The sequence below is a fragment of the Halovulum marinum genome (assembly GCF_009697225.1).
Classification (GTDB): Bacteria; Pseudomonadota; Alphaproteobacteria; order Rhodobacterales; family Rhodobacteraceae; genus Halovulum; species Halovulum marinum.
Genome location: NZ_WIND01000031.1, coordinates 1 through 21,723 on the forward strand (window position 1 = coordinate 1; position 21,723 = coordinate 21,723).

Genomic DNA, 21,723 nt, shown 5'->3' on the forward strand with positions numbered 1-21,723 from the left:
GTCTTGCCGTGATCGACGTGACCGATCGTCCCGATGTTCACGTGCGGCTTCGTACGCTCAAACTTTGCCTTTGCCATGATGGCCTCCTATTGTCCTGTCCGACGCCCCGGACCGGGTCCGGGGCGCGCCTGTGCTGGTTCAGGCGTACTTCGCCTGGATCTCTTCGCTGATGTTCTGCGGCAGCGCTTCGTAGTGCGAGAACTGCATGGTGAAGTTCGCCCGCCCCGAGGACATCGACCGCAGGGTGTTGATGTAGCCGAACATGTTCATCAGCGGGACATTGGCGCTGATCGCCACCGCGTTGCCGCGGCTGTCCTGGCCCTGCACCTGCCCGCGACGGGAGGTCAGATCGCCGATGATGTTGCCGGTGTACTCCTCGGGGGTCACCACCTCGACCTTCATGATCGGCTCGAGCATCTTCGCGCCGGCCTTCTTCAGGCCCTCGCGCATCGCCGCGCGACCCGCGATCTCGAACGCCAGCACGCTGGAGTCGACGTCATGGTACTTGCCGTCGATCAGCGCGACCTTGAAGTCGATCACCGGGAAGCCGGCCAGCGGACCCGAATCCATCACCGACTTGATCCCCTTCTCGACGCCGGGGATGTATTCCTTGGGCACCGAGCCGCCGACGATCTTGCTCTCGAACGAATAGCCCTCGCCCGGTTCGGTCGGCGAGATCACCAGCTTGACCTCGGCGAACTGGCCCGAACCACCCGACTGCTTCTTGTGGGTGTAGGTGATCTCGGCCTCGTGGCTGATGGTCTCGCGGAAGGCCACCTGCGGGGCGCCGATGTTCGCCTCGACCTTGAACTCGCGCTTCAGGCGGTCGACCAGGATGTCCAGGTGCAGTTCGCCCATGCCCTTCATGATCGTCTGGCCGGACTCGAGGTCGGTCTCGACGCGGAACGACGGGTCCTCGGCGGCCAGACGGGCCAGACCCTGGGACATCTTCTCCTGGTCGTTCTTGGTCTTCGGCTCGACCGCGATCTCGATCACCGGATCGGGGAAGGTCATGGTCTCCAGCACGACCGGCTTCTGCGCGTCGCACAGCGTGTCGCCGGTGGTAGTCTCCTTCAGGCCCGCCAGCGCGATGATGTCGCCCGAACCGGCCCAATCGATCTCCTCGCGGGAGTTCGAGTGCATCATCATCATGCGGCCGATGCGCTCTTTCTTGCCCTTGGTCGAGTTCAGCACCGAGCCGCCCTTCTCGAGCTTGCCCGAGTAGACGCGGGTGAACGTCAGCGAGCCGACGAACGGGTCGTTCATGATCTTGAACGCCAGGCCCGCGAACGGCTGATCGTCGCCGGGACGACGCTCGATGTTGCGGGTCTCGGTCTCGTCGTCCGGCGAGAAACCCATGTAGGGCGGCACGTCCAGCGGACCCGGCAGGTAGTCGATCACGGCGTTGAGCATGGGCTGCACGCCCTTGTTCTTGAACGCCGAGCCGGCCAGCACGGGCACGAACGACAGCGACAGGGTGCCCTTGCGGATCAGGCTGCGCAGCGTCGGCTGGTCGGGCTCGTTGCCCTCCAGGTACGCCTCCATCGCATCGTCGTCCTGCTCGACGGCGATCTCGATCAGCTCGGCGCGCATCTCCTCGGCCTTGTCCTTCAGCTCGTCGCGGATTTCCTGAATGACCCACGACGCGCCAAGGTCTTCGCCCTGCCAGACCCATTCCTTCATGGTCACCAGGTCGACGATGCCTTCCAGCTTGTCCTCGGCGCCGATCGGGAACTGGATCGGCGCGGGGAGCGCGCCGGTGCGGTCCTTGATCATCTTCACGCAGTTGAAGAAGTCGGCACCGATCTTGTCCATCTTGTTGACATAGACGATGCGCGGCACCTTGTAGCGGTCGGCCTGGCGCCAGACGGTCTCGGTCTGCGGCTCGACGCCGGCGTTGGCGTCCAGCACGCACACCGCGCCGTCCAGCACGGCGAGCGAACGCTCGACCTCGATGGTGAAATCCACGTGGCCCGGGGTGTCGATGATGTTGAACCGGAAACGGGCTTCCTCGGGCGTGTCGCCGTAGATGCCGGTCGGGTTCTTGCCATCTTCGGTGCGGAACCAGAACGTGGTGGTCGCAGCCGAGGTGATGGTGATCCCGCGCTCCTGCTCCTGCTCCATCCAGTCCATGGTCGCGGCGCCGTCGTGGACTTCGCCGATCTTGTGGGACTTTCCGGTGTAGTAGAGGATACGCTCCGTAGTCGTGGTTTTCCCGGCGTCGATGTGCGCCATGATACCGAAGTTACGGTAGCGTCCGAGGGAATATTCGCGGGCCATGGGAAAAGGTCCTTAGAGCCTAGCTTGGGTTACCAGCGGTAATGGCTGAACGCCTTGTTGGCGTCGGCCATCTTGTGGGTGTCTTCGCGCTTCTTGACGGCCGAGCCGCGCGACTGCACGGCATCCAGCAGCTCGCCCGCAAGGCGCTCTTCCATGGTCTTCTCGTTGCGCGCGCGGCTGGCGATGATCAGCCAGCGGATCGCCAGCGCCTCGCGACGCTCGGGGCGCACTTCGACCGGGACCTGGTAGGTCGCGCCGCCGACCCGGCGGGACCGCACCTCGACCGAGGGCTTGATGTTGTCCAGCGCCTCGTGGAAGACCTCGATCGGCTCTTTCTTCAGCCGGTCCTCGACACGGGTCAGGGCGCCGTAGACGATGCCCTCGGCGACGGATTTCTTGCCGTCGTACATGAGGTTGTTCATGAACTTGGTCAGGACCACGTCGCCATACTTGGCGTCGGGCAGAACTTCGCGTTTCTCTGCGCGGTGACGTCGCGACATCTGTTATCTCCTCACTTCGGCCGCTTGGCGCCGTACTTCGAGCGGCGCTGCTTGCGGTCCTTCACGCCCTGGGTGTCGAGGACGCCGCGCAGGATGTGGTAACGCACGCCGGGAAGGTCCTTCACGCGGCCGCCGCGGATCAGGACCACCGAGTGTTCCTGAAGGTTGTGGCTTTCGCCCGGAATGTAGCTGATCACCTCGTAGCCATTCGTCAGGCGCACCTTGGCGACCTTGCGCATGGCCGAGTTCGGCTTCTTCGGCGTCGTGGTGTAGACGCGCGTGCAGACCCCGCGCTTCTGGGGGTTACCCTCCAGGTGCATGGACTTGTTCGAGCGTCGCTTGGGCTGCCGCGGCTTGCGGATCAGCTGCTGGATCGTAGGCATGCGGTCGATAACCCCGTCTGATACCGTTTCCGTTTGCGCATTGCGCATTCAATTCGAGCAGGCCCCTCCCGCCCGTTGGCGGGAAAAGCCAAAGTGCCGCACGCGGCGCCCTTCAGGGCCGGTGCAGCGGTGTTTCCAGAGGACCGGAGGTTCAGACCTCGGGTCATGATCGCCAGTATTCGGCTATATTTTCAGGGCCGGACGAGCCGGTCCTAGAGCGCGCGGAAACTAGGTCCGCCCCACCCCCGTGTCAACAGCAAAAGGGGGGATTTGCCAAATCCCTCGCGAAAGCCGGCGCCGCGGCGTCCGGCGGCGCGAAATCCCGCCGGATCCGGTCATTTCCGGAGGTGCCGGCCACCCGCCGCCCGCGCCGCGGCCGCTCGGGGCAGCGCGGCGGCGAATCGTGACGCCGGCCGGTCAGCCCGGCGCGGCCAGCGCGCGCAGGTCCAGGCCGAACCGGCGGCGCAGCAGTCCGGCGGCCTCGGCCGGGGCGATCGCCGTCAGCGGTTTGCCCGCGGCCATGCCCGAATCCTGGTCACGGTGCGAGCTTTGCAGGAACATCAGCGGCTCGTTCAGCGAGACCATCGGGATGTGCTGCCAGATCTTGTGGTGCGGATAGCCCATGATGTTCTTCTCGCCGCGGTCGCGGGTGACAAGGGCCATCCCCTGCGAGGTGTGGATCCGCCGGTTCTGCGCCACCGTCTCCACGCCCGCAGCGCCCCACACCAGGCGCAGGCCCCGGGTGAAGTCCAGCGCCACCCCCGGCGCACCGGTCAGCCGGCGCAGCGGCTCCAGCTGCGGCGCGTGGCGGCGCAGCTCGGCGACGAAGTCCGTCGCCAGCGCATCGTCGTCGTCCAGCCGGAACTGCGCGGTCAGCGCCGGACGGCGCGAGCGCGCCGGGTTGAAGGCGTTGCGCACCGCCCGCCACTGCGGCAGCGGCGGCTGCGCGCACAGCCTGGCACCGGGGATCCGGTCCACCGCCGCCTGCAGCCGGTCGCGGTGCCGGCCCGGCAGCGCGTCCGAGGTCAGCACCACCAGGGTGAAGTCCGGGTCGGTCTGCGCCGCCAGCGTCGGCACGGTCAGGGTCTCGAACAGGTGGAAGCGCCGGGCCAGCCGTTCGTCGTCGAACAGGTACGCCGCCGCGGCGGCGGGATCGGCGGGCACGCCGCGGAAGCCGCCATCGCCGAAATAGGAAAATCGCAGCAGGCCGATCACCTGCACCGGTTCGGGACCGTCGCCGCGGTCCCGCCCCAGAAATGGCAAATTCATCAACAATACACATGCCCCAGCCGAAAGACGTCCGCCCTATAGCGCGGCGCCGCCGCGAAGGACAGACGCCTTCGCCGAAGGCGGGTGCGGAACGGCAGACGGCCGGCCCCCGGGGGGGACCGGCCGTCGACGGGGCCCTGGCGCGGGCCCCGGTCAGTCGTGCGCTCAGCGCTCGGCGAAGTCGACGTCGCCGGTGCTGGTCTCGGGCACCTCGACCGGGCCCTCCAGCGCCGCGGCGGCCTCGGCCATCTGCTTGCGCTCCTCGATGATCTTGGCGTCGCGATTGCCGGCGACGCGCTTGATCTCCTGGGTGGCGCGGCCGGTGCCGGCCGGGATCAGCCGGCCGACGATGACGTTCTCCTTCAGCCCGACCAGCTTGTCGCGCTTGCCCTGGGTGGCGGCTTCGGTCAGCACCCGGGTCGTCTCCTGGAACGATGCCGCCGAGATGAAGCTGCGGGTCTGCAGCGACGCCTTGGTGATCCCCAGCAGGACCGGCGCGCCCTTGGCGGGCTCGCGGCCTTCGGCGACCGCCTTCTCGTTGGCCTCGTCGAACTCGATCTTGTCGACCTGCTCGCCCTTCAGCAGGATGGTGCCGCCGCTGTCGGTGATCTCCCACTTCTGCAGCATCTGCCGGACGATGACCTCGATGTGCTTGTCGTTGATCTTCACGCCCTGCAGGCGGTAGACGTCCTGCACCTCGTCGATCAGGTAGTCGGCCAGCGCCTCGACGCCCAGGATCTGAAGGATGTCATGGGGGGCGGGGTTGCCGTCCATGATGTATTCACCGCGCTGGATGAAATCCCCTTCCTGCACCGGGATGTGCTTGCCCTTGGGCACCATGTACTCGACGGGCTCGGCACCTTCCTCGACCGGGACGATCGTGATCCGGCGCTTGTTCTTGTAGTCCTTGCCGAAATGCACGTGACCGTCGGTCTCGGCGATGATCGCGTGGTCCTTGGGACGGCGCGCCTCGAACAGTTCCGCCACGCGCGGCAGACCCCCGGTGATGTCCTTGGTCTTGGCGCCCTCGCGCGGGATCCGCGCGACGACATCGCCGGCCTTGACCTCGGTGCCGTCCTCGACCGACAGGATCGCGTCCACCGACATCGCGTAGGTGACCGGGTTGCCCTGCTCGTTGCGCACCGGCTCGCCGTCCTTGTCGATCAGGATGATCTCGGGCTTCAGCTCGTTGCCCTTGGGGGCCGCACGCCAGTCGGTGACGATCCGCTGGCTGATGCCGGTGGCATCGTCGGTTTCCTCGCGGACCGAGACGCCGGCCGTCAGGTCGACGTACTTCGCGATAGCGTCCTTCTCGGCGATGATCGGCAGGGTGTAGGGATCCCATTCGAACAGCTTGTCGCCGCGCGCCACCTTGGCGCCGTCGCGGGCGTGGATCTTGGTGCCGTAGCCCAGCTTGTAGGACGCCCGCTCGACACCGTTCTCGTCGACGACCGCCATCTCCATGTTGCGCGACATCACGATCAGATCGCCGTCCCGGTTGTCCAGCGACGCGCCGCTGCGCAGCTCGACCTTGCCTTCCTGGCTGGCCTCCTGGAACGACTGGCTGCCGCCCTGGGCGATGCCGCCGATGTGGAAGGTCCGCATCGTCAGCTGGGTGCCCGGCTCGCCGATCGACTGCGCGGCGATGATGCCCACCGCCTCGCCCGGGTTCACCCTTGTGCCGCGCGCCAGGTCACGCCCGTAGCACTGGGCGCAGATGCCGTCCTCGGCCTCGCAGGTCAGCGGGCTGCGGATCTGGATCGACAGCAGGCCGGCCGCCTCGATGGCGTCCGACATGCGCTCGTCCAGCATCTCGCCGCGCTTGAACAGCACCTCGTTCGTGGACGGCTCCAGCACGTCCTCGGCCACGACCCGGCCCAGGATGCGCTCGGACAGCGAGGCCACGATCTCGCCGTCGTTGATCGCCGCCTGCGCGGTGATCGACCGGTCGGTGCCGCAGTCCTCGATCTTGACGATGCAGTCCTGCGCCACGTCGACCAGACGCCGGGTCAGATAGCCCGAGTTCGCGGTCTTCAGCGCGGTGTCCGCCAGGCCCTTGCGCGCGCCGTGGGTGGAGTTGAAGTACTCCGACACGGTCAGGCCTTCCTTGAAGTTCGAGATCACCGGCGTCTCGATGATCGAACCGTCGGGACGCGCCATCAGGCCGCGCATCCCGCCCAGCTGCTTCATCTGGGCGGGCGAGCCGCGCGCGCCCGAGTGGCTCATCATGTAGACCGAGTTGGGCTCCTTCTCGGCGCCGGCGTCGTCCACCTGCACGGCCGAGATCGCGCCCATCATCGCGTCGGCAACCTTGTCCGACGCCTGGCTCCAGGCATCGACGACCTTGTTGTACTTCTCGCCCTGGGTGATCAGGCCGTCCATGTACTGCTGCTCGAACTCCTTCACCTGGTCGCGGGTCGCGTTGACCAGCTCCCACTTGGCGTCGGGGATCAGCATGTCGTCCTTGCCGAACGAGATGCCGGCCTTGAACGCCTCGCGGAAGCCCAGGGTCATGATCTGGTCGCAGAAGATCACCGACTCCTTCTGCCCGCAGTAGCGGTAGACGGTGTCGATGACCTCGCCGACCTCCTTCTTGCGCAGCAGGCGGTTGACGATGTCGAACGGCGCCTTGTGGTTCTTCGGCAGCAGCGCGCCCAGCCGCAGGCGGCCCGGCGTGGTCTCGAAGCGGGCCATATAGGGATTGCCCTCTTCGTCGATCTGTTCCAGCCGCGCCTCAATCTTGGCGTGCAGGTGCACCTCGCCGGCGTTCAGCGCGTGCTCGACCTCCTCGAGCGAGGCGAACTTCATGCCCTGGCCCTTCATGCCCTCGCGCATCAGCGTGACATAGTAGAGACCCAGGATCATGTCCTGCGACGGCACGATGATCGGCTTGCCGTTGGCGGGCGACAGCACGTTGTTGGTCGACATCATCAGCACGCGCGCTTCCAGCTGCGCCTCGAGGCTCAGCGGGACGTGCACGGCCATCTGGTCGCCGTCGAAGTCGGCGTTGAACGCGGAACAGACCAGCGGGTGAAGCTGGATCGCCTTGCCCTCGATCAGCACCGGCTCGAACGCCTGGATGCCCAGACGGTGCAGCGTCGGGGCGCGGTTCAGCATCACCGGATGCTCGCGGATCACCTCGTCGAGGATGTCCCAGACCTCGGGACGCTCCTTCTCGACCAGCTTCTTCGCCTGCTTGACGGTGCTGGACAGGCCCTTGGCGTCAAGCCGCGAGTAGATGAACGGCTTGAACAGCTCCAGCGCCATCTTCTTGGGCAGACCGCACTGGTGCAGCTTCAGCTCGGGGCCGGTCACGATGACCGAACGGCCCGAGAAATCGACGCGCTTGCCCAGCAGGTTCTGCCGGAACCGGCCCTGCTTGCCCTTCAGCATGTCGGACAGCGACTTCAGCGGGCGCTTGTTGGCGCCGGTGATGACGCGGCCGCGGCGGCCGTTGTCGAACAGCGCGTCGACGGACTCCTGCAACATCCGCTTCTCGTTGCGGATGATGATGTCCGGCGCACGCAGCTCGATCAGCCGCTTCAGGCGGTTGTTGCGGTTGATCACCCGGCGGTACAGGTCGTTCAGGTCGCTTGTCGCGAACCGGCCGCCGTCCAGCGGCACCAGCGGGCGCAGCTCGGGCGGGATCACCGGGATCACGGTCAGCACCATCCACTCGGGACGGTTGCCGCTTTCGCGGAAGTTCTCGACCAGCTTCAGCCGCTTGATGATCTTCTTCGGCTTCAGCTCGCCGGTGGCCTCGGCCAGTTCCTCGCGCAGGCGGATCGCCTCGGCCTCGAGGTCGATGTTCGCCAGCATCTCGCGGATCGACTCGGCGCCGATACCGGCGCGGAAGGCGTCGGCCCCGTACTGGTCCTCGGCGTCCAGGAACTCTTCCTCGGTCATCAGCTGGCCGTAGCTGAGGTCGGTCAGGCCGGGCTCGATGACGACGTAGTTCTCGAAGTAGAGGATCCGCTCCAGATCGCGCAGCGTCATGTCCAGCATCAGGCCGATGCGGGACGGCAGCGACTTCAGGAACCAGATGTGCGCGACGGGCGCGGCCAGCTCGATGTGGCCCATGCGCTCGCGGCGGACCTTCTGCAGGGTGACTTCCACGCCACATTTCTCGCAGGTCACGCCGCGGTACTTCATCCGCTTGTACTTGCCGCACAGGCACTCGTAGTCCTTGATCGGACCGAAGATGCGCGCGCAGAACAGGCCGTCACGCTCGGGCTTGAACGTGCGGTAGTTGATGGTTTCCGGCTTCTTGATCTCGCCGAAGGACCAGCTCAGGATCCGCTCGGGGCTGGCGAGCGAAATCTTGATCTCGTCGAACGTCTTGAGCGGCTGAACCGGGTTGAACGGGTTCATGATCTCTTGATTCATGGTCTTCACCTCGAATGTCTAAGGCCGCGGGCCCCGTGGGCCCGCCGGCAATGGCCGGGGCGGGCGCATGCCCACCCCGCGCCGCTCATTCCGTCTCTTCGTCCAGCAGCTCGACGTTCAGGCCGAGGCTGCGGATCTCCTTGACCAGAACGTTGAACGACTCGGGCACGCCGGCCTCGAAGTTGTCCTCGCCCTTGACGATCGACTCGTAGACCTTGGTCCGGCCGGCGACGTCGTCCGACTTCACCGTCAGCATCTCCTGCAGGGTGTAGGCGGCGCCGTAGGCTTCCAGTGCCCAGACCTCCATCTCGCCGAAGCGCTGACCGCCGAACTGCGCCTTGCCGCCCAGCGGCTGCTGGGTGACCAGGCTGTACGGGCCGGTCGAACGGGCGTGGATCTTGTCGTCCACCAGGTGATGCAGTTTCAGGATGTACTTCATCCCCACCGTCACCTTGCGCGCGAACTCCTCGCCGGTGCGCCCGTCGAACAGGATCGACTGGCCGGACATGTCGAAGCCGGCACGCTTCAGCGCGTCGTTGACGTCGTCCTCCTTGGCGCCGTCGAACACCGGGGTGGCGATCGGCACGCCGCGGGTGACGTTGCCGGCAGCCTCGACGAACAGCTCCTCGTCCATCTCGGTCAGCGCCTGCTCGTAGACCTCGTCGCCGTAGGCCAGGCGCATCGCCTCGCGCACCGGGGTCAGGTCGCCCGAACGCTTGTAGGCCTGCAGTGCCTCGTCGATCTTCAGGCCCATGCCGCGCGCGGCCCAGCCCATGTGGGTCTCAAGGATCTGCCCGACGTTCATGCGCGAGGGCACGCCCAGCGGGTTCAGCACCACATCGACCGGGGTGCCGTCCTCGAGGAACGGCATGTCCTCCTCGGGCACAACCTTCGAGATGACGCCCTTGTTCCCGTGACGGCCGGCCATCTTGTCGCCCGGCTGCAGCTTGCGCTTCACCGCGATGAACACCTTGACCATCTTCATCACGCCCGGCGGCAGGTCGTCGCCGCGGCGCACCTTCTCGACCTTGTCGTCGAACCGGCGGTCCAGCGCCTTCTTCTGGATCTCGAACTGCGCGTGCAGCGCCTCGACCTCGGACGCGTCCTTGTCCTCGCCCAGCGCCAGCTGCCACCACTGGCCGCGGCTCAGGCCCTCGAGCAGCGCCTCGTCGATGGTCGAGCCGGCGGCGACGCCCTTCGGGCCCTTGACCGCGGTCTTGCCCAGGATCAGCGATCTCAGGCGCGCGTAGATGTTGCGCTCCAGGATCGCCAGCTCGTCGTCCCGGTCGCGGGCCAGACGCTCGACTTCCTCGCGCTCGATCTGCAGCGCGCGCTCGTCCTTCTCGACGCCGTGGCGGTTGAAGACCCGGACCTCGACGACGGTGCCGTAGTCGCCCGGCGGCAGCCGCAGGCTGGTGTCGCGCACGTCGGACGCCTTCTCGCCGAAGATCGCGCGCAGCAGCTTTTCCTCCGGGGTCATCGGGCTTTCGCCCTTGGGGGTGATCTTGCCCACCAGGATGTCGCCCGGGCCGACCTCGGCGCCGATGTAGACGATGCCCGCCTCGTCGAGGTTGCGCAGCGCCTCCTCGCCGACATTGGGGATGTCGCGGGTGATTTCCTCGGGGCCCAGCTTGGTGTCGCGGGCCGCGACCTCGAATTCCTCGATGTGGATCGAGGTGAACACGTCGTCCTTGACGATGCGCTCCGAGATCAGGATCGAGTCCTCGTAGTTGTAGCCGTTCCAGGGCATGAACGCGACCAGCACGTTCTTGCCCAGCGCCAGCTCGCCCAGATCCGTGGACGGGCCGTCGGCGATGAACTCGCCCTTGGTCACGGTATCGCCCACCTTCACCAGCGGACGCTGGTTGATGCAGGTGTTCTGGTTCGAGCGCTGGAACTTGCGCAGCCGGTAGATGTCCACGCCCGGATCGCCCGGCTCCAGGTCGCCGGTGGCGCGCACGACGATGCGCATGGCGTCGACCTGGTCGACGATCCCCGCCCGGCGGGCGGTGATCGCCGCGCCGGAGTCGCGCGCCACGATCTCTTCCATGCCGGTGCCGACATAGGGCGCCTCGGCCCGGACCAGCGGCACCGCCTGGCGCTGCATGTTCGAGCCCATCAGCGCGCGGTTGGCGTCGTCGTTCTCGAGGAACGGGATCAGCGAGGCGGCGACCGACACCAGCTGCTTGGGCGACACGTCGATCAGGTCGACCGCGTCGGTCGGGTTCAGCATGTACTCGCCCTGGCGCCGGGTCGAGACCAGCTCGTTGACGAACTTGCCGTCCTGGTCCAGCACCGCGTTGGCCTGCGCCACGGTGTGCCGCATCTCCTCGGTGGCCGACATGTAGACGACCTCGTCGGTCACCTGGCTGTGCGACACCTTGCGGTAGGGCGTTTCGATGAAGCCGTACTTGTTCACCCGGGCGAAGGTCGCCAGGCTGTTGATCAGGCCGATGTTCGGGCCTTCCGGCGTCTCGATCGGGCACATCCGGCCGTAGTGCGTCGGGTGCACGTCGCGCACCTCGAAGCCGGCACGCTCGCGGGTCAGGCCGCCCGGGCCAAGCGCCGACAGGCGGCGCTTGTGCGTCACCTCGGACAGCGGGTTGGTCTGGTCCATGAACTGCGACAGCTGCGACGAGCCGAAGAACTCGCGCACCGCGGCCGCGGCGGGCTTGGCGTTGATCAGGTCCTGCGGCATCACCGTGTCGATCTCGACCGAGGACATCCGCTCCTTGATCGCGCGCTCCATGCGCAGCAGGCCGACGCGGTACTGGTTCTCCATCAGCTCGCCGACCGAGCGCACCCGGCGGTTGCCGAGGTGGTCGATGTCGTCGATCTCGCCCTTGCCGTCGCGCAGCTCGACCAGCGCCTTGACGCAGGCGATGATGTCGTCGTTATCGAGGGTGCGCTGGGTGTCCGGCTTGTCCAGGTTCAGGCGCATGTTCATCTTGACCCGGCCGACGGCGGACAGGTCATACCGCTCGGAGTCGAAGAACAGCTGCCCGAACAGGGCGCTGGCGGCCTCGACGGTGGGCGGCTCGCCCGGGCGCATGACGCGGTAGATGTCCATCAGCGCGGTGTCGCGGTTCAGGTTCTTGTCCGCGGCCATGGTGTTGCGGATGTGCGGACCGACGTTGATGTTGTCGATGTCCAGCACCGGGATCTCGGTCACGCCCTCGTCCAGCAGCGTCTTCAGCGTGCCGCCGGTGACGTTGCCGTCCTTGTCGGTCTCCCAGGTCAGCTCGTCGCCGGCCTCGACCCAGATCGCGCCGGTCTGCTCGTTGATGATGTCCTCGGCGGCGAAACGGCCGACGATCGCCTGGAACGGCACCTTGATCTCGGGCAGGTCGCCCGCGTCCAGCAGCTGCTTGACGGTGCGCGGGGTCACCTTCTTGCCGGCGGGGGCGATGACCTCGCCGGTCTCGGCGTTGATGATGTCGTAGGCCGGCTTGGTGCCGCGGATCCGCTCGGGGAAGAAGGTCGTCGCCCAGCCGTCGTCCAGCTGGCGGAAGGCGATGGTGTCGTAATACGCCTTCATGATGCCTTCCTGGTCCAGGCCCAGGGCATACAGAAGCGTCGTCACCGGCAGCTTCCGGCGGCGGTCGATGCGCGCGAACACGATGTCCTTGGCGTCGAACTCGAAGTCCAGCCACGAGCCGCGGTAGGGAATGATCCGGCTGGTGAACAGCAGCTTGCCCGAGGAATGGGTCTTGCCGCGGTCATGGTCGAAGAACACGCCGGGGCTGCGGTGCATCTGGGATACGATGACCCGCTCGGTGCCGTTGACGATGAACGTGCCGTTCTCGGTCATGAGCGGCATGTCGCCCATGAACACGTCCTGTTCCTTGATGTCCTTCACCGACTTGGCGCCGGTGTCCTCGTCGATCTCGAACACGATCAGGCGCAGGGTGACCTTCAGCGGCGCGGCATAGGTCATGTCGCGCTGCTGGCACTCCTCGACGTCGTATTTCGGTGCTTCCAGCTCGTACTTCACGAATTCCAGCACGCTGGTCTCGTTGAAGTCCTTGATCGGGAACACCGACTGGAACACGCCCATGATGCCCTCGCCGTCCATCGGCTGGGGCAGGTCGCCGGAGTTCAGGAACAGGTCGTAGGACGACTTCTGCACCTCGATCAGGTTGGGCATGTCCGCGACTTCGCGGATCTTGCCGTAGAACTTGCGGATTCTCTTGTGGCCGGAGTGGGTCTGAACCATGTGCGTCGCGTACCTTCGTTGCTCGAACCGGATCAGCGCGTGGGTCGCGCGCGATCGCGGTCCTGCCAGGGGCAAGGGGATCCCATACTTGCGGAAGGTCCCAACTTCCGCACCCGGATCATCTGCACCTTCCGCAACATCCCCTCGGGGACGCTGGAAAAGACGCAAACGGCCGGCCCCGGAGACCCCGGGGCCAGCCTTGAATCACGCTCCCCCGAAGGGGATCGGATTACTTGAGCTCGACCTTGGCACCAGCCTCTTCGAGCTTTTTCTTGATCTCTTCGGCTTCGTCCTTGGTGGCGCCTTCCTTGACGGCCTTGCCGCCGGCCTCGACCAGATCCTTCGCCTCTTTCAGGCCCAGGCCGGTGATGGCGCGGACTTCCTTGATGACGTTGATCTTCTTGTCACCCGCTTCGAGCAGGATGACGTCGAATTCGGTCTTCTCCTCTTCGGCGGCGGCTTCGCCACCGACCGGGCCGGCCATCATCACCGCGCCGCCGGCGGCGGGCTCGATGCCGTACTCGTCCTTGAGGAGTTGCTTCAGTTCCGAGGCCTCGAGAAGGGTCAGACCCACGATCTCTTCGGCGAGTTTCTTGATATCAGCCATTTGTGCGTTTCCGTTCAGGTTTCAAGTAGGGTTCCGGTGCGTGCCGTGCACATATCCCGGCCCATCCGTTGCTTCGACTTATGCGGCCTTCTCTTCGATCGTCTCGAGGATCGAGGCGATGTTCGAGGCCGGTGCGCCAATCGCGGACACAAGGTTCGAGGCGGGTGCACCCAGCAAGCCGGCGATCTGAGCGATGAGCTCCTCGCGCGACGGCATGGATGCGACGGCCTTGACACCGTTGCGGTCCAGAGGGGACTCGCCCATGGCACCCCCAAGGATCACGAGCTTGTCGTTGTCCTTGGCAAAGGCCTCGGCCACTTTCGCGGCCGTGACAGGGTCCTCACTGTAGGCAAGTACCGTCTGCCCCTTCAGAAGGTCCGCGATGCTTGCGCTCGGGGTGCCTTCCAGGGCGATCTTGGCGAGCCGGTTCTTGGCGACACGGACGGACCCGCCGGCTTCCCGCATGCGGGAACGGAAGTCCGTCATCTCGGCAACAGTCAGGCCGGCGTAGTGCGCGACAACGACCACACCAGAGTCCGTGAAGATCTGGCCGAGTTCCTCGACGACAGCTTCTTTCTGGGCTCTTTCCAACTTATTGCTCCAGTCCATGGGGGTTTCCCCCCGGCTCAGTTTCGGCCCGTCCGGAAACGGGCCACTCGGGTCCTTTCTTACGGGTCCCGACCAACACCGCCCGGGGCTGAACGCCCTGGCTGATCCTGTTCGCTCCCCGTCTCGGGCAGGAGATTAAGTCGTCACCCCGAAGGGATCGGACACCCGCCTTCTCGGACGTACCCGGGCGGACAGGCCGCCCGGAGGATGACCGGGGTCGCCCCCGGCCGACGGAGCGTCGCCGCTCCGATCTCGGCGGGCCGGCGCGCGCGGCACCGGCCCGGAAAACTCACTCGGCGGCCGCCGCGGCCGGCTCGGCGCCGGTGGCGCGGGCGATGTCCAGCGTCACCCCCGGGCCCATGGTCGAGCTGAGCGCGATCTTCTTCAGATACGTGCCCTTGGCGCCCGACGGCTTGGCCTTGGCCACCGCGTCGACGAAGGCGCGGATGTTCTCGGCCAGCTTGTCGGCGTCGAACGAGACCTTGCCGACGCCGGCGTGCACCACGCCGGCCTTCTCGGCCTTGAACTGGACCTCGCCGCCCTTGGCCGCTTCCACCGCCGCCTTGACGTCCATGGTCACGGTGCCGACCTTCGGGTTCGGCATCAGGTTGCGCGGGCCCAGGATCTTGCCCAGCCGGCCGACGATCGGCATCATGTCCGGCGTCGCGATGCAGCGGTCGAAGTCGATCTTGCCGCCCTGGATGGTCTCCATCAGGTCCTCGGCGCCGACGATGTCGGCCCCGGCGGCCTGCGCCTCGTCGGCCTTCGGGCCGCGGGCGAACACGGCGACGCGGACGTCCTTGCCGGTGCCGTTGGGCAGGCTGACCTTGCCGCGGACCATCTGGTCGGCGTGGCGCGGATCGACGCCCAGGTTCATGGCGATCTCGACGGTCTCGTCGAACTTGCTGCTGGCGGCGCCCTTGATCAGCGCGACGGCCTCGTCCACCGACAGGTTCGACTTGCCGTCGAACGCCTTGCGGGCCGCCTGCATGCGCTTGGAAATCTTTGCCATGACGTTACCCCTTCACCTCGATGCCCATCGACCGGGCGGAGCCCAGGATGATCTTCATCGCGCCCTCGACGTCGTTGGCGTTCAGATCCTTCATCTTGGCTTCGGCGATCTCCTGCACCTGCTTGCGGGTGACGGTGCCGACGGTCTCGCGGCTGGGGGTCTTGGCGCCCGACTGCAGCTTCGCGGCCTTCTTCAGGAAATACGACGCCGGCGGCGTCTTGATGTCCATGGTGAAGGACTTGTCGACATAATAGGTGATCACGGTGGGGCACGGCGCGCCGGGCTCCATCTCCTGCGTGCGGGCGTTGAACGCCTTGCAGAATTCCATGATGTTGATGCCGCGCTGGCCCAGGGCGGGCCCCACGGGCGGCGACGGGTTCGCCTTGCCGGCGGGCACCTGAAGCTTCATGGTGCCGGCAATCTTCTTGGCCATCTCGGCCTCCTCTCGTCCATGCCCGTCGCGCGCGTCGCTCGGGGCGTCTCATGGCGTGGTGCGGTCCGCCCGACGCGTCGGGCTCGCCTTCCACGAAGATCACTCAGGTCTGCTTGGCGACCTGGGTGAATTCCAGCTCGACCGGGGTCGCCCGGCCGAAGATCGAAACCGTCACCTTCAGACGGGCGTTGTCCTCGTCGACATCCTCGACCATCCCGGCAAAGCCCTCGAACGGACCGTCGGTCACGTTCACCTGTTCGCCCACGTCGAAGCTGATCAGCGCGCGCGGACGCTCGGCGCCCTCCTCGACCTGGTTCAGGATCGCGCCGACCTCGGCGTCGCGCATCGGCACCGGACGGCCCTGCGGGCCCAGGAACCCGGTGACCCGGTTGGTGTCGTTGATCAGGTGATAGGCGCGGTCGGTCATCTCCATCTGCACCAGCACATAGCCGGGCATGAACCGGCGCTCGGTCTGCACCTTCTTGCCGCGGCGGACCTCGATCACCTCTTCGGTGGGCACGAGGACCTGCAGGATCTCGTCCTCGAGCCCGTTCTGCGCCACGGCCTCGCGGATCGATTCCGCCACCTTCTTCTCGAAATTGGAAAGGACGCTGACCGCGTACCACCGTGCCGTCATATCAGCTCTGAACCTCGGTCTTCCCGTTTGCGTCCGCCGCGCAACGGTCATGTATTGCATGTCTTCGCGCGGGCCCGCCCGAAAGCGGCAGGGCGCGCAACCGAATCGCTACGCGCCCGAAAATCCTGCGGGGACGCGAGGCTATAACGCCGCCGCGCCGCGGGATCAAGGGCGCATCGTCAGGACGCCGCGGATATGAAAAGTTCCAGGCCGAAGCGGATGATCTGGTCGACGATGAAGAAGAACGTCGCCGCCACCGCAGACAGCACGAACACCATCGCGGTCGTCAGCAGCGTCTCGCGGCGCGTCGGCCAGACGACCTTGGCGGTTTCGCTGCGCACCTGCTGCATGAACTGCAGGGGATTGGTCCGGGCCATGCTTCCACTCCTTAGGGGACTCGGCCCCATGTAAAGACCGCCGCGGCGGGATGCAAGCCGCCGCGGCGGCCCCGGTCCGGGCCGATCCCGGCCGGCCCCGGCTCAGTAGCGCGCGCGCAGCCGGATCGCGTCGACAAAGCGGCCTGCCGCGATCAGGTCGGCGGCGAACACCCCGATCATGGCGCGGTCGATGCCCAAAGCCATCGCCTCGTCGAAGCGCGCCAGACCGTCGTCGGCGCGGCCCCGGTTCACCAGCGCCACGGCGGCGTAATAGTGCGGATAGGGCATCGACGGATCCAGCGCCAGCGCGCCCTCGGCGGCCTCCAGCGCGGTGCCGTAGTCGCGCAGCTCAACCGCGATCCAGGACTTCAGGCTCAGGTCGAACTGGTCGTGGTCGGCGCGGGCGACGGCGCGGTCGATCATCGCCGCGGCCTCCTGCATCCGGCCGTCGTTCGACAGCACGTCGGCGTACCAGTGCAGCAGGTAGGCGCTTTCCACCCCGCGCCGCAGCGCCGCGGCGAAGGTTTCCAGCGCCTGCGCGCGGCGGCCCAGCGCCTCCTCGGCCAGCGCCTTCTGGACATGCCCGCCGGGCCAGTCCGGGTCCAGCGCCACCGCGCGGGCGGCCTCGGTCACGGCCTGGGCGTTGCGGTCCAGCCGGCGCAGCACATAGGCGCGGTGGGCATAGGCCCAGTGCTGGTCGCCGTCCACGGCGATGGCCCGGCCGACCGCCTCCAGCGCCGCCTCGTAGGCGCCGGTCTCGGCCAGCGCCCGCGAGCGCCCGTAATGGGCGTTCCAGTCATCGCCGTCGCGCGCCAACGCCGCGTCGAAGGTCGCCAGCGCGGCCTCAGGACGGCCCTCGTCCAGCTCGATCCAGCCGCGCTCTCGCAGCGCCCAGGCATAGTCCGGCGCGATCGCCAGCGCGGCGGCGATCAGCTCCAGCGCCGCCGCCGGCTCGGCCTGGCGCGCGCGGTAGAGCGCGCTGCCCAGCCCCGCCAGCCCGTCGGCGGTGGGGCGCAGGTCGACCGCCTTGCGGAAGTACGGCACCGCCTCGGCCTCGCGGTCCTGGCGCCACAGCAGCCAGCCCAGCCCGGTGTAGGCGCGCAGATGTCCCGGATCCGCCTCGGCGGCGGCGCGGAACGCGGCCTCGGCCTCGGCGTCGCGGCCCAGCAGGTCCAGCGCATCGCCGCGCAGCGTCAGCAGCGCGGCGCGCTCGGCCGAGGTCGCCACCCCGTCGGCGAGGGCCTGGGCGCACAGCGCCTCCAGCCGCTCGGGGCTGTCGTCGAAGGCATGACACAGCCGCGCGGCGGTCTCTTCGGAACTGGCGATCAGGGGTCGGGCCTGGGCCGCCGCCGCCAGCACGGCCAGGCAGAGGAAACAGCTTGTCAGCAGGCGAATCATCGGCTCGGCGCGCTCCCGGTCGGGCCGCCCCCGGCGGCGGCGGGCGCAAGTCTGCCGCGCGAATGCGGCAAGCCCAAGGCCCGGCACGGAAAAGGGGGCCGGCGCGTGGCGCCGGCCCCCTTCGTGTCACCCGGTCCGGACCGGTTACTGCGCGCTGGCGGTGCGCAGCAGCGGCGTGATGCGGCGCACGGTGGCGCGGCGGTTGGCGCGCACGTCGCCCTCACGCTCAACCTTCAGGAACTGCTCGCCGTAGCCCTGAACGACCATGTTCTCCGGCGGCACGTCGTAGTACTCGGTCAGCGCCAGCGCGACGCTTTCCGCCCGACGGTCCGACAGCGCGAGGTTGTAAAGCTCGTCGCCCACGGTGTCGGTGTGGCCCTCGATCAGGAAGATCTCGTCCGGGTTCTCCTCGATCATCGCCGCCATCTCGTTGCCGAGCCGGGCCAGCGCCTCGGCCTGGTTCGGCCGGATCGCGGCCGAGCCGGTCTCGAAGGTGATGTTGTCCAGATCGATCGGCGGCATCAGCTCGCGCACCTGGTACAGGTCGCGCACCTGCCGCAGCGAGTAGTTGCGGTCGATGCCGCGGTTGGCCCGGCGCAGGGCGCGGCGCAGCGCCTCGTCGTCGGCCTCGGCGTACTCGACACGCTCGGCCGCGCGCATGCCGCGCAGGCGGCTCAGCTGGACCGGCTCCTCCTCGACGCGGGTCTCGTCGATCAGCACCACTTCGGTGCCATCGGGGCGCACCCGCGTGCGGTACAGCACCGAGCCGTCGGCGGCGCGGATGGTGATCACCTTGTCGCCATCGGGCTGTTCGATCACGGTGCGGGTCGAGCCGTCGTTGAAGGTCTGCGTCTGCACCCGCGATCCGGGCCGGCGCAGCAGCACGTTCTCGTCCTTCAGCACGATGTACTCGCCGTCCCGGCGCACGATCACCCGGTCGTTCGTGGTCTGCACCACCTCGTCATCCGGGCTCAGCAGCTCGTTCAGCGCGAAGCCGGCAGCGGCGCCACCCAGGATCTTGGCCAGATCCGAGATGCGGTCATTGTCGCCATCACCTTCGGCCCGCGCCGAGACCGTATCCTGATCGCTGGACCGGGCGCTTTCCTCGGTCACCACCTCGGTCTCGACTTCGGCGTCGGCGTCGGCATCGGCATCGGCATCGATCGCTTCCAGGGCGCGGGCGCGCTGGCGCTCGGCCCGGCGTTCGGCGCGGCGCTCGGCACGGCGCTGTTCGCGCGCGGCCTGCTGCTCTTCGGTCAGCTCGGCTTCGGCTTCGGCCTCGGTGTCGCCTTCGGCTGCATCCGCATCGCCGGTCGCGGCCGCATCGGTCTCGGCTTCGGCATCGCCCTCGGCAGTCGCATCGCCACCGGACGCATCGCCGGTCGCCGTGGTCTCGGCCTCGGCTTCGGCATCGCCGCCCGCGTCGGTCTCGGCGCTCGCGTCGCCGGACGCGGCGGCATCGCCCTCGGCTGCGCCGCCATCCGTGGCGTCGCCGGAAGCGGTGGCGTCGGTATCGGCCTCGGCCGCCGCATCGGCTTCGGCCTCGCCGGTGGCCTCGACCTCGGCTTCGCCTTCGGCCGCCTGCTCGCTGCGGGTCTTCGGCTTCACCGCCTCGACCGCCTCGCCCTGCTCGGTGGTCGCTTCACCCTCGGCCTGGTTCTGCTGGCGGGCCTTGCGGCGCTCCTCGCGGGCCTGCTGGCGCTCTTCCTTGGCCTTCTGGCGCAGCGCCTTGCGCTCCTCGCGGGTCATGCCCTCTTCCGCGGCCGCGTCGGCCTCGACGTCGGCCTCCGCGTCCATCTCGGCCTCGCCCTCCACCTCGGCCTCCGCGTCCATCTCGGCCTCGCCTTCCGCCTCGGCCTCGCCTTCCGCTTCGGCTTCCGCCTCGGCTTCGGCCTCACCCTCTGCCGAGCCTTCGGCCTCGACCGCTTCGGGGTCGGGGCATTCGGTGATGTTCGGATCGCACTCCGCGGGAACCTGCGTGTTCTGCTGGTCCTGCGCCGCGATCGGGGTCGTCAGCGACAGACCCAGGACGATCGCGGTGGTGGTCATCAGTGTCTTGCGTGCCATTCCGGCCTCCGTATTCTCTTCCGAGCCATTTCGGCCCATCTCGCGGAGAGCAAACGCAGATAGAACGGTATTGGTTCGATCGGGGCGATAAAAAGCTGTTTCAGAATGCGACCGGCCCGGATCGGCGGCGCGGAATCGCCGGAACCGGAGCGGACCGGCGCAGCACCAATCGGTCTTCCGGGAAAGCGGCCGCATCCCGAAGGATGGCAGGGGCGGAGGGGCTCGAACCCCCGACCCTCGGTTTTGGAGACCGATGCTCTACCAACTGAGCTACACCCCTAGGCCGCTGGTGGAAGTACGGCAGCCGCGCGCCAGCGTCAAGCCGTCGCGTGAGCCGGGCCCGCAACAAGCCGCACGGAACATCGGCGCCGGTGCCCGCGTTGGCCGCCCGCAACCCGCGGACACGCAACCCGGACCCGCGGACACGCAACCCCGAAAGGACACCGACATGCCGATGAACTCTCTCAAGGACGTGTATCTCGACCAGCTGCAAGACCTCTACAGCGCCTGCAAGCAATCGATGCAGGTGACCAGCGAGCTGGGCCGCGCGGCGCAGCACGGTTCAGCCGGTCCGAGATCGCGCTCGCCAGCTCGTCCTTCACCACCACCATGCGGTCGCGCAGGCTTTCGACCTCCTCGACGGCGCGCATCAGCTGGTCCTGCACCTCGGCCAGCCGCATCCGGTCCTCGTCGCGGAACACCGCGATCCGCTCGCGGGTCAGCACGCTCGCGGCCTCGCGCTGCGGGATCAGGAACCGGCGCAGGTCGACCAGCTCGCCGCGCATGTCGGTGAGGCGCGCGCGCAGCGCCGCTTCCGGCCCCAGCAGCACCCGCTCCTCCAGCCCGTCGCCCTCGTCGTCCAGGTCGGTCAGATAGCTGCCGATCCGCTGGTTCAGCAGCTCCATGAACCGGCACAGCAGTGCGCCGGACCGCTCCGGCCCGGTGCCGGCGGCGACCTCTTCGGACAGCGCCCGCAGCGAGGCCAGCTGGCGCTTGCCCAGCGACACCACCTGCCCCTCGGCGACCCAGATCCGGATCGAGACCATGTCCTCGGGCTCGGCGCCGGGGTTGGTGTTGACGCCGCGCAGGATCACCATCACGCCGTCGCCGTAGCGCAGCGCCCGCGGCCGCGTCTCGGGCGCCAGCAGCGCCTCGCGCACCGGCTGCGGCAGGTAGCCGAGATTGGCCTCGATCCAGTCCCGGGTGCCGGGATGGTCGGAGCGCATGTGCACCCAGGCCGGTTCGGGCGCCTCCAGCGCGGCGGCGATCTCGTGGCTTTCGCGCAGGACCCGGCCGCGGTCGGCGCCGGACAGGGCATAGGCGAAATGGATGAACTCGGGCATGCGGCTCTGGTTCCGGTGGGCTGTGGCGCTGGGCGCACAGCCTAAGCCGCCGCGCGGCAAAGAAAAGGGGCGCCCGGCAGGGCGCCCCCGGATGTTCGGTCGCGGCGGGCGCGCCCGCCGGCCGCGATCACTCGTGGATCTTCGAGACGACGCCGGCGCCGACGGTGCGGCCGCCCTCGCGGATGGCGAAGCGCAGGCGCTCTTCC

The 21,723-nt window shown here is 67.8% G+C and carries 16 protein-coding genes and 1 tRNA gene; all 17 read right to left on the reverse strand.

Going from position 1 to position 21,723, the window contains the following annotated elements; all coding sequences use genetic code 11:
- Positions 1 to 138: 138 nt before the first annotated feature.
- Positions 139 to 2,280 carry an elongation factor G gene (gene fusA, locus GE300_RS20695; protein WP_154449394.1) on the reverse strand — a complete coding sequence of 714 codons (2,142 nt, stop codon included), beginning with the start codon at positions 2,278 to 2,280 and terminating at the stop codon, positions 139 to 141.
- A gap of 29 nt (positions 2,281 to 2,309) precedes the next feature.
- Positions 2,310 to 2,780: a 30S ribosomal protein S7 gene (gene rpsG, locus GE300_RS20700; RefSeq protein ID WP_154449395.1), complete on the reverse strand. Its 471-nt coding sequence runs from the start codon at positions 2,778 to 2,780 to the stop codon at positions 2,310 to 2,312.
- Positions 2,781 to 2,791: 11 nt separating this feature from the next.
- On the reverse strand, positions 2,792 to 3,163 hold the full coding sequence (rpsL, locus tag GE300_RS20705) for a 30S ribosomal protein S12 (RefSeq protein WP_154449396.1): 372 nt from the start codon (positions 3,161 to 3,163) through the stop codon (positions 2,792 to 2,794).
- A 417-nt stretch (positions 3,164 to 3,580) separates the two neighbouring features.
- Positions 3,581 to 4,432 (reverse strand): glycosyltransferase, encoded by an 852-nt coding sequence (locus GE300_RS20710; RefSeq protein WP_154449397.1) that lies wholly within the window; start codon positions 4,430 to 4,432, stop codon positions 3,581 to 3,583.
- Between the two features lie 165 nt (positions 4,433 to 4,597).
- A complete protein-coding gene (gene rpoC / locus GE300_RS20715) occupies positions 4,598 to 8,818 on the reverse strand; it encodes a DNA-directed RNA polymerase subunit beta' (protein ID WP_154449398.1) in 4,221 nt (1,406 codons plus the stop codon).
- A gap of 85 nt (positions 8,819 to 8,903) precedes the next feature.
- Positions 8,904 to 13,034, reverse strand: a complete 4,131-nt coding sequence (gene rpoB / locus GE300_RS20720) for a DNA-directed RNA polymerase subunit beta (protein ID WP_154449399.1) — start codon at positions 13,032 to 13,034, stop codon at positions 8,904 to 8,906.
- A 229-nt stretch (positions 13,035 to 13,263) separates the two neighbouring features.
- On the reverse strand, positions 13,264 to 13,641 hold the full coding sequence (rplL, locus tag GE300_RS20725) for a 50S ribosomal protein L7/L12 (RefSeq protein ID WP_154449400.1): 378 nt from the start codon (positions 13,639 to 13,641) through the stop codon (positions 13,264 to 13,266).
- Between the two features lie 78 nt (positions 13,642 to 13,719).
- Entirely contained in the window at positions 13,720 to 14,232 is a 513-nt protein-coding gene (rplJ, locus tag GE300_RS20730; protein WP_154449408.1) for a 50S ribosomal protein L10, read from the reverse strand.
- A 307-nt stretch (positions 14,233 to 14,539) separates the two neighbouring features.
- On the reverse strand, positions 14,540 to 15,262 hold the full coding sequence (rplA, locus tag GE300_RS20735; RefSeq protein ID WP_154449401.1) for a 50S ribosomal protein L1: 723 nt from the start codon (positions 15,260 to 15,262) through the stop codon (positions 14,540 to 14,542).
- Positions 15,263 to 15,266: 4 nt separating this feature from the next.
- Complete coding sequence (gene rplK / locus GE300_RS20740) at positions 15,267 to 15,695, reverse strand: 50S ribosomal protein L11 (RefSeq protein ID WP_154449402.1); 429 nt, start codon at positions 15,693 to 15,695, stop codon at positions 15,267 to 15,269.
- 103 nt (positions 15,696 to 15,798) lie between these two features.
- Entirely contained in the window at positions 15,799 to 16,332 is a 534-nt protein-coding gene (gene nusG, locus GE300_RS20745; protein WP_154449403.1) for a transcription termination/antitermination protein NusG, read from the reverse strand.
- 179 nt (positions 16,333 to 16,511) lie between these two features.
- Complete coding sequence (gene secE, locus GE300_RS20750; protein WP_154449404.1) at positions 16,512 to 16,709, reverse strand: preprotein translocase subunit SecE; 198 nt, start codon at positions 16,707 to 16,709, stop codon at positions 16,512 to 16,514.
- A gap of 102 nt (positions 16,710 to 16,811) precedes the next feature.
- Complete coding sequence (locus tag GE300_RS20755) at positions 16,812 to 18,107, reverse strand: tetratricopeptide repeat protein (RefSeq protein WP_154449405.1); 1,296 nt, start codon at positions 18,105 to 18,107, stop codon at positions 16,812 to 16,814.
- 144 nt (positions 18,108 to 18,251) lie between these two features.
- Positions 18,252 to 20,174, reverse strand: coding sequence for an OmpA family protein (locus GE300_RS20760; RefSeq protein WP_154449406.1), 1,923 nt, complete (start codon positions 20,172 to 20,174; stop codon positions 18,252 to 18,254).
- 204 nt (positions 20,175 to 20,378) lie between these two features.
- A tRNA-Trp gene (locus tag GE300_RS20765) sits at positions 20,379 to 20,454 on the reverse strand.
- Between the two features lie 184 nt (positions 20,455 to 20,638).
- Positions 20,639 to 21,517 carry a CorA family divalent cation transporter gene (locus GE300_RS20770; RefSeq protein ID WP_154449407.1) on the reverse strand — a complete coding sequence of 293 codons (879 nt, stop codon included), beginning with the start codon at positions 21,515 to 21,517 and terminating at the stop codon, positions 20,639 to 20,641.
- Between the two features lie 127 nt (positions 21,518 to 21,644).
- The coding region (locus tag GE300_RS23940; protein WP_154449029.1) for an EF-Tu C-terminal domain-related protein at positions 21,645 to 21,723 on the reverse strand (79 nt) is incomplete at its 5' end.